Source organism: Mycobacterium sp., from assembly GCF_004298145.1.
In the GTDB taxonomy this organism is placed as follows: Bacteria; Actinomycetota; Actinomycetes; order Mycobacteriales; family Mycobacteriaceae; genus Mycobacterium.
Genome location: NZ_SCRH01000056.1, coordinates 146,130 through 159,716 on the forward strand (window position 1 = coordinate 146,130; position 13,587 = coordinate 159,716).

15 protein-coding genes are annotated in these 13,587 nt (G+C 69.0%); 10 read left to right on the top strand and 5 right to left on the bottom strand.

Annotated elements, in window-relative coordinates; all coding sequences use genetic code 11:
* Positions 1-6: 6 nt before the first annotated feature.
* From EPN51_RS25035 to EPN51_RS25060, 6 genes are read left to right on the top strand one after another with little or no spacing between them, the layout of a single operon-like run.
* Positions 7-780: an SDR family oxidoreductase gene (locus EPN51_RS25035; RefSeq protein ID WP_293048191.1), complete on the top strand. Its 774-nt coding sequence runs from the start codon at positions 7-9 to the stop codon at positions 778-780.
* Positions 767-1,306: an orotate phosphoribosyltransferase gene (gene pyrE, locus EPN51_RS25040; RefSeq protein ID WP_293048193.1), complete on the top strand. Its 540-nt coding sequence runs from the start codon at positions 767-769 to the stop codon at positions 1,304-1,306. Before EPN51_RS25035 ends, pyrE begins: the two co-directional genes overlap by 14 nt.
* Before the next feature lie 12 nt (positions 1,307-1,318).
* Entirely contained in the window at positions 1,319-2,233 is a 915-nt protein-coding gene (locus EPN51_RS25045) for a hypothetical protein (protein WP_293048196.1), read from the top strand.
* A complete protein-coding gene (locus tag EPN51_RS25050) occupies positions 2,230-2,877 on the top strand; it encodes an RNA methyltransferase (protein WP_293048198.1) in 648 nt (215 codons plus the stop codon). The genes EPN51_RS25045 and EPN51_RS25050 overlap by 4 nt, the downstream gene beginning before the upstream one ends.
* A gap of 46 nt (positions 2,878-2,923) precedes the next feature.
* Complete coding sequence (locus EPN51_RS25055; RefSeq protein WP_293048200.1) at positions 2,924-4,063, top strand: glycoside hydrolase family 76 protein; 1,140 nt, start codon at positions 2,924-2,926, stop codon at positions 4,061-4,063.
* Complete coding sequence (locus EPN51_RS25060) at positions 4,060-5,409, top strand: 3-oxoacid CoA-transferase (RefSeq protein WP_293048203.1); 1,350 nt, start codon at positions 4,060-4,062, stop codon at positions 5,407-5,409. Before EPN51_RS25055 ends, EPN51_RS25060 begins: the two co-directional genes overlap by 4 nt.
* A gap of 30 nt (positions 5,410-5,439) precedes the next feature.
* Here the strand turns inward: EPN51_RS25060 and EPN51_RS25065 are convergent, their stop codons facing one another.
* Positions 5,440-6,132, bottom strand: coding sequence for a VTT domain-containing protein (locus EPN51_RS25065; RefSeq protein ID WP_293048206.1), 693 nt, complete (start codon positions 6,130-6,132; stop codon positions 5,440-5,442).
* Positions 6,133-6,239: 107 nt separating this feature from the next.
* Entirely contained in the window at positions 6,240-7,112 is an 873-nt protein-coding gene (locus EPN51_RS25070) for a hypothetical protein (RefSeq protein ID WP_293048209.1), read from the bottom strand.
* 123 nt (positions 7,113-7,235) lie between these two features.
* On the opposite strand from EPN51_RS25070, the gene EPN51_RS25075 reads away from it, so the two are divergent.
* Entirely contained in the window at positions 7,236-7,649 is a 414-nt protein-coding gene (locus EPN51_RS25075) for a DUF3151 domain-containing protein (protein ID WP_293048212.1), read from the top strand.
* Between the two features lie 4 nt (positions 7,650-7,653).
* Here EPN51_RS25075 and EPN51_RS25080 read toward each other — a convergent pair whose 3' ends face one another.
* From EPN51_RS25080 to EPN51_RS25090, 3 genes are read right to left on the bottom strand one after another with little or no spacing between them, the layout of a single operon-like run.
* Complete coding sequence (locus EPN51_RS25080; protein WP_293048214.1) at positions 7,654-8,550, bottom strand: cation diffusion facilitator family transporter; 897 nt, start codon at positions 8,548-8,550, stop codon at positions 7,654-7,656.
* 41 nt (positions 8,551-8,591) lie between these two features.
* Positions 8,592-9,374: a site-2 protease family protein gene (locus EPN51_RS25085; RefSeq protein ID WP_293048216.1), complete on the bottom strand. Its 783-nt coding sequence runs from the start codon at positions 9,372-9,374 to the stop codon at positions 8,592-8,594.
* 9 nt (positions 9,375-9,383) lie between these two features.
* Positions 9,384-9,971: a peptidase M50 gene (locus EPN51_RS25090; RefSeq protein ID WP_293048323.1), complete on the bottom strand. Its 588-nt coding sequence runs from the start codon at positions 9,969-9,971 to the stop codon at positions 9,384-9,386.
* 346 nt (positions 9,972-10,317) lie between these two features.
* On the opposite strand from EPN51_RS25090, the gene EPN51_RS25095 reads away from it, so the two are divergent.
* The 3 genes from EPN51_RS25095 (at position 10,318) to EPN51_RS25105 (ending at position 13,481) form a co-directional block, all read left to right on the top strand.
* Positions 10,318-11,232 carry a histidine phosphatase family protein gene (locus EPN51_RS25095; protein ID WP_293048218.1) on the top strand — a complete coding sequence of 305 codons (915 nt, stop codon included), beginning with the start codon at positions 10,318-10,320 and terminating at the stop codon, positions 11,230-11,232.
* A gap of 294 nt (positions 11,233-11,526) precedes the next feature.
* A complete protein-coding gene (locus EPN51_RS25100) occupies positions 11,527-12,825 on the top strand; it encodes an adenylosuccinate synthase (RefSeq protein WP_293048220.1) in 1,299 nt (432 codons plus the stop codon).
* On the top strand, positions 12,822-13,481 hold the full coding sequence (locus tag EPN51_RS25105) for a PaaI family thioesterase (RefSeq protein WP_293048223.1): 660 nt from the start codon (positions 12,822-12,824) through the stop codon (positions 13,479-13,481). Before EPN51_RS25100 ends, EPN51_RS25105 begins: the two co-directional genes overlap by 4 nt.
* The last annotated feature ends 106 nt before the right edge of the window (positions 13,482-13,587 follow it).

The window sequence follows — 13,587 nt, forward strand, 5'->3', positions numbered from 1 at the left end:
TCGCTCATGCCTCGCCCCGTAGCTCTGATCACCGGGCCCACCTCCGGGATCGGCGCCGGGTATGCGCGGCGCTTCGCCCGCGACGGCTACGACGTGGCGCTGGTCGCCCGCGATGCCGAACGGTTGACGCGACTGGCGGACGAATTGCAGGACACCGCCGGCAGCGTCGAGATTCTGCCCGCCGACCTGGGCGATCCGGCTGACCGGCAACGGGTTTGCGATCGCCTCGCCGCCGGAGTGCGCGTCCTGGTGAACAACGCCGGCTTCGCCACGTCCGGCGACTTCTGGTCCACCGATCCCGCGCTGCTGCAGTCGCAGCTCGACGTCAACGTCACCGCGGTCATGCACCTCACCCGGGCGGCCCTGCCGGCCATGCTCGACACCGGTGCCGGCACGGTCATCAACATCGCCAGCGTCGCCGGGCTGGTGCCGGGGCGGGGGTCGACGTATTCGGCGTCCAAGGCGTGGGTGATCTCGTTCAGCGAGGGCCTGTCCGTCGGACTGCAGGGCACCGGGGTTTCCGTGCACGCCGTGTGCCCGGGCTACGTGCACACCGAATTTCACGCCCGCGCCGGGATCGACGTGTCCAAGTCGCCGTCGTTCATGTGGCTCGAGGTCGACGACGTCGTCGGTCAGAGCCTGGCCGATATCGCCCGCGGCAAGGTGATCAGCATTCCCGGTCTGCAGTACAAAGCGATCATCGCCGCCGAGCGCATGATCCCGCGGACCCTGATGCGCGCCGTCACCAAACGAATCGGTGGTGGCCGTGGCCGAACCTGAGCTCGAGGAGCTGGCGGAACTGGTGCGCCGGCTGGCGGTGGTGCACGGCCGGGTCACGCTGTCGTCCGGCAAGGAGGCCGACTACTACGTCGACCTGCGCCGGGCCACCCTGCACCACCGCGCGTCGGCGTTGATCGGCAAGCTGATGCGGGACCTGACCAGCGACTGGGACTACGCGGTGGTCGGCGGCCTGACCCTGGGCGCCGACCCCGTGGCCACGGCCATCATGCACGCGCCGGGACGCCCGATCGACGCGTTCGTCGTACGCAAGTCGGCCAAAACGCATGGGATGCAACGACTTATCGAAGGGTCCGAGGTCTCCGGCCGGCGGGTCCTGGTCGTCGAGGACACCAGCACCACCGGCAATTCGGCGCTCACCGCGGTGCGCGCCGTGCGGGAGGCCGGCGGCGAGGTGCTGGGGGTGGCCACCGTGGTGGACCGCGCCACCGGCGCCGCCGAGGCCATCGAGGCCGAGGGGCTGCCGTACCGCAGCGTGCTGGGCCTCGCCGAGCTGGGCCTGGGCTAGGTCCGTTTCACCGTGCGCACCTTCCTTGCGGTAGCCGTTTGCCTGGCGTTCTGTCTGGCCGGGTGCTCATCGACGAACCACGCCGTCCGTCCCTACGGGGCGCAGGGCGCGCGACTCGGCGAATCGCTGGCGCTGCTGGGCTGGAACATGTCGGTGTCGAACCTGCGCTGGGACGCCGACTACGTGCTGGTCGACGTCGACGCGAGCCCGACCTCGGCCACGGGCCCGCACGCCAACCCCGCCGACATCCGCTTCGGGCTGTACGGCGCGCTGGCCCACCCCATGGAGGCCGACGGCCTGGGCAGCTGCGACAAATCCTTCCAAGCGAAGACCACCAATGTGCGTGATCTTCCCGCGCCGCTGTCGGCGCCGCGCGACCGGCTCACCGGCACGGTTTGCCTTGGGCCGCTGAAGGATCGGAGTCAGGTCCGCGGCGTCTACAGCTACTCGCCACGCGACCGGATCCCGGACAGCTCGTCGGCCTACCCGGCCGCCTTCCCGGTGGGGCTGTTGCCGACCAACTCCAACGACAGCGGAGGCCTGGCGGTCAAGACCGCCAGCCTGTCGGCGTGGCGGGCCGACGGCACCCCGGTGACCAAGGCCCAGCTGGGTGATCCGGGGGCGTTCACCGGCAACGGCTACATGCTGCTCGGGTTGGAAGCCAGCGCCGTCGCGGCCCGCTATCGCGACGAGTCCGTCAAGCGCGGCGGCCCGATGATGCTGCTGGCATCGCCGACCCTGCCCGCCCCGGGGCTGAACCCCGCCTGCGCGACGTACGGGTCGTCGGTGTTGATCCTGCCCGACGCGTCCCTGGACGCCGTGCGCGTCAACGCGTCGCTGTGCACCCAGGGCGAGATCAACGACGCGCTGCTCTACGCGACGCTGGCGGTCGACGGCACGCACGCCGGGGTGTGGACGCTGCGATGAACGGACCCGGGCCCACCGAATGGTCCGCGACACCGCCCGCCGGTGTCGGGCCGTGGCCCGGCAAGCCGCCCGACGACCCGCGGTATGACCCAATCCTGTTGCGCGAGGGCGACACTCGCAATGTCGTCGACGCCTACCGGTACTGGACCCGGGAAGCGATCATCGCCGACATCGACCGGCGCCGGCATCCGCTGCACGTGGCGATCGAGAACTTCGGTCACGACGCCAACATCGGTTCGGTGGTGCGCACCGCCAACGCCTTCGCGGTGCACACCGTGCACATCGTGGGGCGGCGACGCTGGAATCGCCGCGGCGCCATGGTGACCGACCGCTATCAGCGGTTGTGCCACCACGACAGCACCGCCGAGCTGCTCGACTTCGCGGCGGACGCCGGCCTGACCGTCGTCGCCGTCGACAACGTCCCGGGCGCGGCGCGCCTCGAGGAGGCCGCGCTGCCGCGCGAGTGCCTGCTGGTGTTCGGGCAGGAGGGGCCGGGCATCACCGACGACACCCGCACCGGCGCGAGGCTGACGGTGTCGATCGCCCAGTTCGGCTCGACGCGCAGCATCAACGCCGGGGTCGCCGCCGGCATCGCCATGCACGCCTGGGTCGAGCAGCACGCCGACCTGTCCCGCGCCTGGTGAGATGCCGCAACCGCACGCTCACCCGCATGGGGCAGGATCGGCAGGTATGGATCAGCTCTGGGTCAACCGGGCGGCCAGCTGCGAAGCCGCTGTCACACAACGACACCTGAAGCGGCTGTGGGGACTGCCCGCGACCCAGCTGGGGGTGGTGGCCTGGCCGTCGCAGCGCAAAGACCGGTTGTTCGGCACCTGGCACTACTGGTGGCAGGCGCATCTGCTGGACTGCCTCGTCGACGCCCAGGCGCGCGATCCGCAGCCGCACCGGCACGTCGAGATCAACCGGCAGGTCCGCTCGCACCGGCTGCGCAACAACCTCTCGTGGATCAACAACTACTACGACGACATGGCCTGGCTGGCGCTGGCGCTCGAACGCGCCGCCCGCATCGCCGGTGTGCAGCGCCGAAAAGCGTTGCCCAAGCTGGCCGACCAGTTCGTCAGGGCCTGGGCGCCCGAGGACGGCGGCGGCATCCCCTGGCGCAAGCAGGACCGGTTCTTCAACGCCCCGGCCAACGGCCCCGCCGGGATCTTCCTTGCCCGCTACGGGGACCACCGCAAACGTGCCGAGCAGATCGGGGATTGGATCGAGGCGACGCTGATCGACCCGGAGACGCACCTGGTGTTCGACGGCATCAAGGCCGGCTCGCTGGTGCGCGCGCAGTACACCTACTGCCAGGGTGTGGTGCTGGGGCTAGAGACCGAGCTGGCTGCCCGCACCGGGGCCCAGGTCCGGGCGCGGCACTCCGCCCGGGTGCATCGGCTGGTCGCGGCCGTGCGCGAACACATGGCGCCGGCGGGCGTGCTGGCCGGTGCCGGCGGCGGCGACGGCGGCCTGTTCGCCGGTGTGACCGCCCGCTACCTGGCGCTGGTGGCGACGGCGCTGCCCGGGGACTCGGCGGAGGACGCGCAGGCCCGCGACACCGCCCGCCAGATCGTGCTGGCCAGCGCGAAGTCGGCGTGGGACTACCGGCAGACGGTGAACGGGCTGCCGGTGTTCGGCCCGTTCTGGGACCGTGACGCCCAGGTGCCCACCGCGGGTGGCCGACAGGCGGAGTTCGTCGAGGGCGCGGTGATGGCCTCCGAGGTCGGCGAACGGGATCTGTCGGTGCAGCTGTCGGGGTGGATGCTCATGGAGGCCGCCTGTAACGTCTCCGCCGAATCGTCGCACGAGGACAGGAGCGCCCTGTGAAGAAAGTCCACCCCGACGCGGAGTCGGCGCTGCATGGCCTGCTGAAGGACGGCATCACGATCGCCGCCGGCGGCTTCGGCCTGTGCGGCATCCCGGAGAAGCTGATCCAGGCTCTGGTAGACAGCGGCATCAAGGATCTCACCATCGTCGGAAACAACGCCGGCGTAGACGATTTCGGCATGGGCCTGCTGCTCAAGGGGCGGCAGGTGAAGAAGGTGATCGCCTCCTACGTCGGCGAGAACAAGGAGTTCGAGCGCCAGGTGCTGGCCGGGGAGCTGGACCTCGCGCTCACGCCCCAGGGCACGCTGGCGGAGAAGCTGCGCGCCGGCGGCGCGGGGATTCCCGGGTTCTACACGCGGACGGCCTACGGCACCAATCTCGCCGAAGGCAAGGACACCCGGGTCTTCGACGGCACGGAATACGTTCTGGAAGAAGGTATCCGGGCGGATGTGGCGCTCGTCAAGGCGTGGAAGGGCGATACGGCCGGCAATCTCGTCTACCGCAAGACCGCGCGCAATTTCAACCCGATGATCGCCACCTGCGCCGCGGTGACGGTGGCCGAGGTCGAAGAGCTGGTCGAGGTGGGCGAGCTGGATCCGGACCTGGTCCACACCCCCGGCATTTACGTGGACCGCATCATCGCGGGAACCGGCTACGAGAAGCGCATCGAGTTCCGCACCACGACCGGCGGCGCCGCGCTGAAGAACGACAGCCCCATTCGCGAGCTCATGGCCCGGCGCGCGGCCGCCGAATTGCGCGACGGCTACTACGTGAACCTGGGCATCGGCATCCCGACGTTGGTGGCTAACTTCATTCCCGACGACATCAATGTCACGCTGCAGTCGGAGAACGGCTTGCTCGGCATCGGGGCCTACCCGAGCGAGGACACCGTGGACCCCGATCTCGTCAACGCCGGCAAGCAGACCATCACGAGTCTGCCCGGGTCCAGCTTTTTCAGTAGCGCCGATTCCTTCGCGATGATCCGCGGTGGCCACATCGACCTCTCCATCCTGGGCGGGCTGGAGGTGGCCGAGAACGGCGACCTGGCCAACTGGATGGTGCCGGGCAAGATGGTCAAGGGGCCGGGCGGCGCAATGGATCTGGTGTCGGGCGTCAAGCGGGTGATCGTCGTCATGGACCACACCGCCAAGGACGGCACCCCGAAGATCCTCAAGCAGTGCACGTTGCCCCTGACCGGCAAGGGCGTGGTCGACATGATCATCACCAACCTGTGCGTCTTTGACGTCGAGCCGGGACAGGGGCTGGTGCTCACGCAATTGCATCCCGGGGTGACGGTCGAGGACATTCGCGCGAAGACCGGCTGCGATTTCAAAGTCGCGGTCTGAGCGCGCGGCCGACGCGGCCGCCGGGGCCGACTACTCGGATGCCGGCAGGCGCTCGGGCTCCCGGACGGGCGTGTCCGCCGCGCGGCGTCGGCCGCGAAAGCCGCGCCAGGCCGCGATGAACGCCGGGATCATGGACACGAGCAGGATGCCCAGGATGATCTTTTCCAGGTTGTGGTGCACGAACGGCACATTGCCCAGGAAGTAGCCCGCGAGCGTCGCGCCGCCGCCCCAGGCGATGCCGCCGACGATGTCGAACCCCAGGAACAGCGGGTAGCGCATGTAGGACACCCCGGCGATCACCGGGACGAACGTCCGCACGAACGGTGCGAACCGGGCCAGGATGATCGCCCAGGGCCCGTACTTCTCGAAGAAGGCGTGTGACTCGGTCACGTAGTGCTTCTTGAAGAATCGGGAATCTTCTTTGTTGAACAGCGCGGGCCCGATCCGCCGCCCGATGAAATACCCGGTTTGATCGCCCAGCACCGCGACCGTGGCGACGCTGGGCGCCAGCACCCAGATGCTGACCGGTGGATGCGGATGCGCGGCCAGCAGGCCGCCGGTGAACAGCAGCGACTCGCCGGGCAACAACGGAAACAGCAGTCCGGTCTCGATGAAGACGATGACCAGAATCCCGGGCAGCACCGCCGACCCGAAGACGCCGCCGGCGCCCAACCAGTACATCGGGTCGAGGATCGCGGGCAGGGCCGTCACGGCGGTGCTCATGATCCATCAACATACCGGCCCGGGGTAGACGTTGAGCCACCTGGACGCTACTGCCGCCGTGCCGCGATCCCCGAATGTGCGGCCGGCCGCACACTCGATACCGAACGTTAGCCGCTGGCGGACTGGCAGATCTTCCACTGGTCGTCGCGGTACTGCAGGTCCAGGCTGCGGGTGGAGCGCAGCTGCGGGTCGTAGGCCATGAACGTGGTGACGTTGGCCTCGGCGTGCTGGCCGTTGACGACGACCTGGTCGATGCTGGCGATCACCGGGTACTGTTTGGCCGCCGAGACGCGCCGGTACGTTTCGTCCCAGGCGTGTTCGTCGTAATCCGCGTAGCCGTCGCGGGTGGTGCCGCAGGTGATGGTGCGCAGCGTGGTCAGATCACCCCGCTGAATCGCGACGTCGAAGTTGCCGATGGTGTGCCGGACCTGGTCTTCCTGCGAAACGCTGGTGTGTTTGCCCCGGGTGAGCAGCACCGTGCCCAGGATCGCGATCGCCGCCAGCGCCAGCACGATCACGACGATCGCCAGTATCCAACCCCAGTTGAATTGCGTGGAGGTGCGCAGCTTCCCGCCGAGTCGAGGTGGGATCGATTGCGGGACAGCGGCTTTGGACCCGACTCCGAACTGCGTGGTGCTGTCGGATCCCGGCGGCGTCGCGAAGACCTCGGTGGCGGGTTCCGGGGTGGTGGAGATGATCGTGGTTTCTTTCGCGTCGAAGCCCGGCGCGGTGAAGCGGCGTTCGCGCTGCGGCAGGTCGGGTATCTCTTCGGGGCCGCTGCCCGGATCGGATTTGTTGATCACCACGGTCTCGGCGTCGCTGGGGACCAGGGGGACGCTCTCGGTGGCGTCGCTTTCGAAGCCGGTTTCGGGGCCGGTTTCGGGCCCCCACTCGTCGCTCGGTTCGCTGCGATACCCGCGTGGGTCGAACCCGGGCCGTTTCGGCGTGCCGCCACGGTCGGGTTCGGATGGGTTGGGCATGAGTACTACTGTCCTCCCGCTGTCGAGTGGGGCAGTTGCAGAGCTTAGCGACCGGGACCGCGGCCCGGGGCGATGGCCGAGGTGCGTCATGCGGGCAAAACGGGCGAGCTGCAGAATGGAGCCATGACGCCGATGGGAGATCTTTTAGGGCCCGACCCGATCCTGCTGCCCGAAGACGCGGATACCGAAGCGGAACTGCTTGCCGGTGAGAAGCCGGGCATCGTCGCCGCCGCGCATCCGACGGCGTCGGCGGCCTGGGCGGCGCTTGCCGAGCAGGCGCTGGCCGACGACCAGGCCATCACCGCCTACGCGTACGCGCGTACCGGGTATCACCGCGGCCTGGACCAGTTGCGCAGAAACGGCTGGAAGGGGTTCGGCCCCGTCCCGTATTCACACGAGCCCAACCGCGGCTTCCTGCGTTGTGTGGCGGCGCTGGCGCATGCCGCCGACACGATCGGCGAAACCGACGAGTACGCACGGTGCCTGGACCTGCTCGACGATTGCGACCCCGTGGCGCGCAAAGCGCTTGGGCTGTAACGCTTTAAAAGCTTTCCGAACAATCGGTGTCGTCGGGACAGTCGATCTGGACGGTGGCGTGCTGTAGCCCGCGGGCCGATAACACCGCCCGCGCGTCACGAAGGACCCGGGCGGGGTCGCCGGTGCTGATCAGGTGCGCGGTGCACATGTCTTTGCCGGGGGACAGCGTCCACACGTGCAGGTCGTGCACGCCGGTCACACCGTCGACGGCGCCGAGCGCGGCGCGCAGCGCCTCGACGTCGATGTGGGTCGGCGATGATTCGGAAAGGATCCGCAGCGCGTCGCGGGCCAGCGCGATCGCCCGGGGCAGCACCCAGAGCGCGACCAGCACGGCGACCACGACGTCGGCGTAGGGCCAGTGCGTCGTCACGGTGACCACACCGGCGATCAGCACGCCCAGGCTGCCCACGGTGTCGGCGACGACCTCCATGTAGGCGCCCTTGACCGCCAGGCTCCCCGCGGAGTGGGACCGCAACAACAGCGCGACGGCGAAGTTGGCGGCCAGCCCGGCCAGCGCGACGACGATCATCGGCACGCCGGGGATCGCGGGAGCGTCGCTCAGCCGCTGGACGGCCTCAAACAGGATGAACAGCGCCACCCCGACCAACAGCCCCGCGTTGGCGACCGCGGTGAACACCTCGGCGCGATGCCAGCCGTACGTGCGGGCCGACGACGAGCTGCCGCGGCGGGCCAGCGTGACGGCGGCCAGCCCCATGAAGACGGCGACGACGTCGGTCAGCATGTGGCCGGCGTCGGCCAGCAGCGCGATCGAGTTGATCAGCAACGAGGTGGCCAGTTCCACGACAAAGAACGCCGCCAGAATCGCCGCGGCCATGATCATCCGCGGGATCAGCCGAGAATCGTCGGTCTCGGCGGGGGTGTGGTTGTGGCCGGCGCCCATGCCCGGAAATATATGCGTGATACTGCATATATGGCAAGGGGTCAGAACCAGCGGCTCCAGAAGCGGGTCAGCGCGTTGCCCCAGCCCACCAGCACGCCCGGCACACCGGACAGGTCGAACAACGACAACACGACCCCGAAGAACCATTGGTTGAGCACCGGCGCCAGGAGCAGGAACAGCAGGATGACAAAGCCCCACTGCTTGGCCGGCGCCAACGCACGCTGCGTCTCGTGACTCAGATGCGGTTCCAGGGCGTCGTAGCCGTCCAGCCCCGGGATGGGGAGCAGATTCAGCACGACCGCGGTGAGCTGAAGAAATCCCAGGAACGCCACCCCGGCCCACAACACCACGTGTGTCGGGTCGAAGAACACCCGGGTCAGCGCCAGCAGCAGCGCCGCCAGCACGAGGTTGGCCGCCGGACCGGCCAGGCTGACCATGGTGCGACGGGCGGGCGTCATGAACCACGTCCGCACGTAGACCGCCGCACCGGGCAGGCCGATCCCGCCCAGCGCGACGATCACCAGCGGCAGCACGAGCGAGAGCGCGGGATGGCTGTAGCGGCGCGGATCCAGCGTCAGGTAGCCGCGCACGGCCGCGTCGTGATCGCCGAAACGCCAGGCGGTCACCGCGTGCCCGAATTCGTGCAGGCACAGCGACACCAGCCAGCCGGCGATCACGAAAACGAATACCCCCGCATAGGCCAACGGGCGCGCGCTGGCCCCGGCCAGCCAGGCCAGCGTGCCGCCCACCGCCGTCAATCCGAGCAGCGCCAGAAAGATCGGGCTGGGCCGTACCGATTCGCGTCGAGGGGCGGGGAAGCTCACCGGACGAAACTATCGGACCAGCAGCCAGCCCTCGATGTTGCGGTAGAACGCCGATCGGCGGCCGGGGCGGGCCGCGGGGACCCCGTCGCGCAGCACGACGACGCCCGTGCTGCCCAGCTGGGCCGCGCGGCCGGTGACCCACCGGCGCCACCCGCCGTTGACCCTTCCCTTGAGCGAGGCCCGCAGGCCGGGCATGGCCAGCGTCGGCTCGACGAACACGGCGGCGGCGTCGCCGTCGAACAGCGTGGTGTCGTCGACGATCGCCTCGCCGTGGATGAGCCGCTCGCCGGGCGGCGGTACCCAGCCGGCTCGCCCGACGATCACCGAGCCGGTCTCGTCGCGGATCAGCGTCACCCGTTGCGCACAACCACGGCGGGCCCGCCGCGCCGCCCGGCGTCCGGTGGGCAGGCGGTAGATCCGAGTCGCCCGGGTGCGGCGGCGCGGCACGTAGGCCACCTCGACGTCGAGCCGCTCGGCGCGCAGGAGCCGGGTCAGCACGGCGGCCAGGTCGGCGTCGGCGCCCACCACGACCAGCCGCGGGTAGGGGCCTATCGCGGCGTCGATATCGGGTTCGCCGACGACCCGGTGGGCGCGCATGCCCCGCAACGGGCCGTAGGCGGGCCGTTGACCGAACAGTAGAACCGCGGCGGCTCGATCTTCCTGCGTCACAAGCTGTCCAATCAAGGCGGACCAATCCCTTTGGCTCTCAACAATTCTGGTCCGATCAATGGCCAGACGTTGGCTTCGGTGCCGAAAGTCCTCGCCATAACGACACAGTCACAACATGGTGTCGGACTGCGAAAGTTGTTGCGCCACCGCCTGGAAACAACCGGATACTTTACTCCTGCCACACAGCCGTTGTTGCGCCCAATCCCGCCAACGAGTGGTTGAGAGAACGGAGAACTACCATTCGCCGCCTCACCGCCCGGCCCTACCCGCCCCAATGCCGATGACGCGGCTCGGCCGTGTTGGCGCCGTGCTGCTTTCGGCGGTCCTGGTGTGCCTCGGATCAGCGAGGGCCTCGGCCGACGAATCGATCGTGATCGACCTGGTGCGCCACGGGCAGTCGGAGGCCAACGCGGCGAGCCGCATCGACACGGCGGTGCCCGGGGCCGCGCTCACCGCGCTGGGTCAACAACAGGCGCGCAACGTCGCCAACGTGCTCGCGGCGAAGGGTCCGGTCGCCGCGATCTTCGCGTCGCAGTTGATCAGGACGCAGCAGACCGCGGCGCCGTTGGCGGCGATGTTGGGGATGAATGTCCAGGTGCTGCCCGGGCTCAACGAGATCGACGCGGGCGTTTTCAACGGCATGCCGCAGATCAGCCTCGCCGGGCTGGCATACATCCTGGCGCCCATCGCGTGGCTGCTCGGGCTGCGCGTCGTGCCGATGCTGGCGCCGGGCTCCGCCGACCCCAACGGGTACGAGTTCCACGAACGTTTCAACGGCGCGCTCCAGACGATGTACGGCAACGCGGCGACCAGCGCCGGCGGCTTCAACGGCATGCTCACGACGATGTACGGCAGTGCGCTTGCCAACCCGGTCCGGGCGGCGAACGGCAGGATCACCGAGGTCGCGTTCTCCAGTGAATTCGACATCGGTATCGGGACCATGACGACCGTCAGAAACCCCATGCAGTTGCTCCTGCTTTTCGATCCGCTACCCAACGGCGGCATCGTCGAGATCGAGGGCAATCCCCACGATGGCTGGACGCTGGTCAGCTGGAACGGGAGACCGGCGTCGTCCGGTTGGGCGGCCAAGCGGCCCAACCGTGACGCGAACGGCCTGTGTCTGATGTTGGACGCGCCGACCCGCAACGGCGTGTGCGCGGCGAAGCCGTGGGTGGCGGCGAGCCCCTGAGCGCCACGCGACGAGACGGGCCGCGGGTCTTCGCGCGACACGAGCCGGGATCAAACGGGCCTTGCGGCAAGCATGTCGTTACCCGACGTTTAGGATCGCCACGTGAGCGCGGCAAGCATAGACGCGTGGAGCTCCGCGCACGGTCGCGGCGCGGCTAACCGAGGCGCTGTCACCCAAGAGCGGCGCGAGCCGTTGGGCGATGCCGAAAACCGTTGCAGCGGTGCAAGATCTGGTAGTTGTGCAAGTTCTGTCGGCGTGCCAGCAGAACCCCAGTAAGCAGGCGGGAGCAAAGTCATGCCGGCAATCGTCCTCATCGGCGCCCAGTGGGGCGACGAGGGCAAAGGTAAGGCCACCGACCTGCTCGGTGGCCGGGTGCAGTGGGTGGTGCGCTACCAGGGTGGCAACAACGCCGGGCACACCGTCGTCTTGCCGACGGGCGAGAACTTCGCCCTGCACCTGATCCCGTCGGGGGTGCTCACGCCCGGCGTCACCAACGTCATCGGCAACGGTGTGGTGGTCGACCCCGGGGTGCTGCTCGACGAGCTCAAGGGCCTGGAGGACCGCGGCGTGGACACCACCAAGCTGCTGATCTCCGCCGACGCGCACCTGCTGTTGCCCTACCACGTGGCCATCGACAAGGTGACCGAGCGCTACATGGGCAACAAGAAGATCGGCACCACCGGCCGCGGCATCGGACCCTGCTACCAGGACAAGATCGCCCGCCAGGGCATCCGGGTCGCCGACGTGCTCGACCCAGAACAACTGACCCACAAGGTCGAGGCCGCGCTGGAACTCAAGAACCAGATCCTGGTCAAGATCTACAACCGCAAGGCCCTGGACCCGCACCAGGTCGTCGACGCCCTCCTCGAACAGGCCGAAGGGTTCCGCAACCGCATCCGCGACACCCGGCTGCTGCTCAATTCCGCCCTCGAGGCAGGCCAGGCAGTGCTGCTGGAGGGCTCCCAGGGCACCCTGCTCGACGTCGACCATGGCACGTATCCCTATGTGACGTCGTCGAATCCGACGGCCGGTGGGGCGGCGGTGGGTTCGGGGATCGGGCCCACCCGGATCACCACCGTGCTGGGGATCCTCAAGGCCTACACCACCCGCGTGGGCTCGGGCCCGTTCCCCACCGAGCTGTTCGACGAGAACGGCGAATACCTGTCCAAGACCGGGGGCGAGTTCGGCGTCACCACCGGGCGGCGGCGCCGCTGCGGCTGGTTCGATGCCGTGATCGCCCGCTACGCCACCCGGGTCAACGGCATCACCGACTATTTCCTGACCAAGCTCGACGTGCTGTCCACCCTGGAGACGGTCCCGATCTGCGTCGGCTATCGCATCGACGGCGAGCGCACCAACGACATGCCGATGACGCAAAGCGATCTCGCCCGCGCCGAACCGATCTATGAGGAGCTGCCCGGCTGGTGGGAGGACATCTCGCACGCCCGGGAGTTCGACGACTTGCCCGCCAAGGCGCGCGACTACGTGCTTCGGCTCGAAGACCTTGCCGGAGCTCATGTTTCGTGTATCGGCGTGGGACCCGGCCGCGAACAAACCATCGTGCGCCGCGACGTCCTGGCGGTCCGCCCGTGACCCGGGAGTCAGAACAAGCCGCAGCGAACCCGATTGACCTCGATCCCGAATACGAACACCGTGGCGGCTTCCCGGAGTACGGCCCGGCCAGCCCCGGTCCCGGTTTCGCCCGGTTCGTCGCCTCCATGCGCCGGCTGCAGGACCTCGCGGTGTCGGCCGACCCGGACGACGATGTCTGGGACGACGCCGCGGATCGGGTCGCGGCGCTGACCGATCTGCTGGGGCCGTTTCAGGCCGAGGTCGAAGGCCAGGGGCCCGCGGGGCGCACGCCCTACCTGCCCGGCATGGGCAGCCTGTTGGTACCGCCGTGGGTTCTGACGCGGTACGGCCCCGACGGCGTCGAAATGACCGGCCACTTCAGCCGGTTTCACGTCGGTGGAAACCACGCGGTGCACGGCGGCGTGTTGCCGCTGCTGTTCGACCACATGTTCGGCATGATCTCGCACGCCGCGGGCCGGCCCATCAGCCGCACGGCCTTCCTGCACGTCGACTATCGCAAGGTCACCCCGATCGACGTCCCGTTGCTGGTACGCGGCCGCGTCACCGGCGCCGAGGGCCGCAAGGCTTTCGTCTCCGCCGAATTGGTCGACGGCGACCAGACCCTGCTGGCCGAGGGCAACGGTCTGATGGTGCGGCTGCTTCCCGGTCAGCCCTAGCTCGGCGACGATGCGGCGCGGTGCCGCGCCGCTGAGGAGCCGGGCAGTCAGCCCTAGCTCGGCGACGATGCGGAGCGGTGCCGCGCCGCTGAGGAGCCGGGCAGTC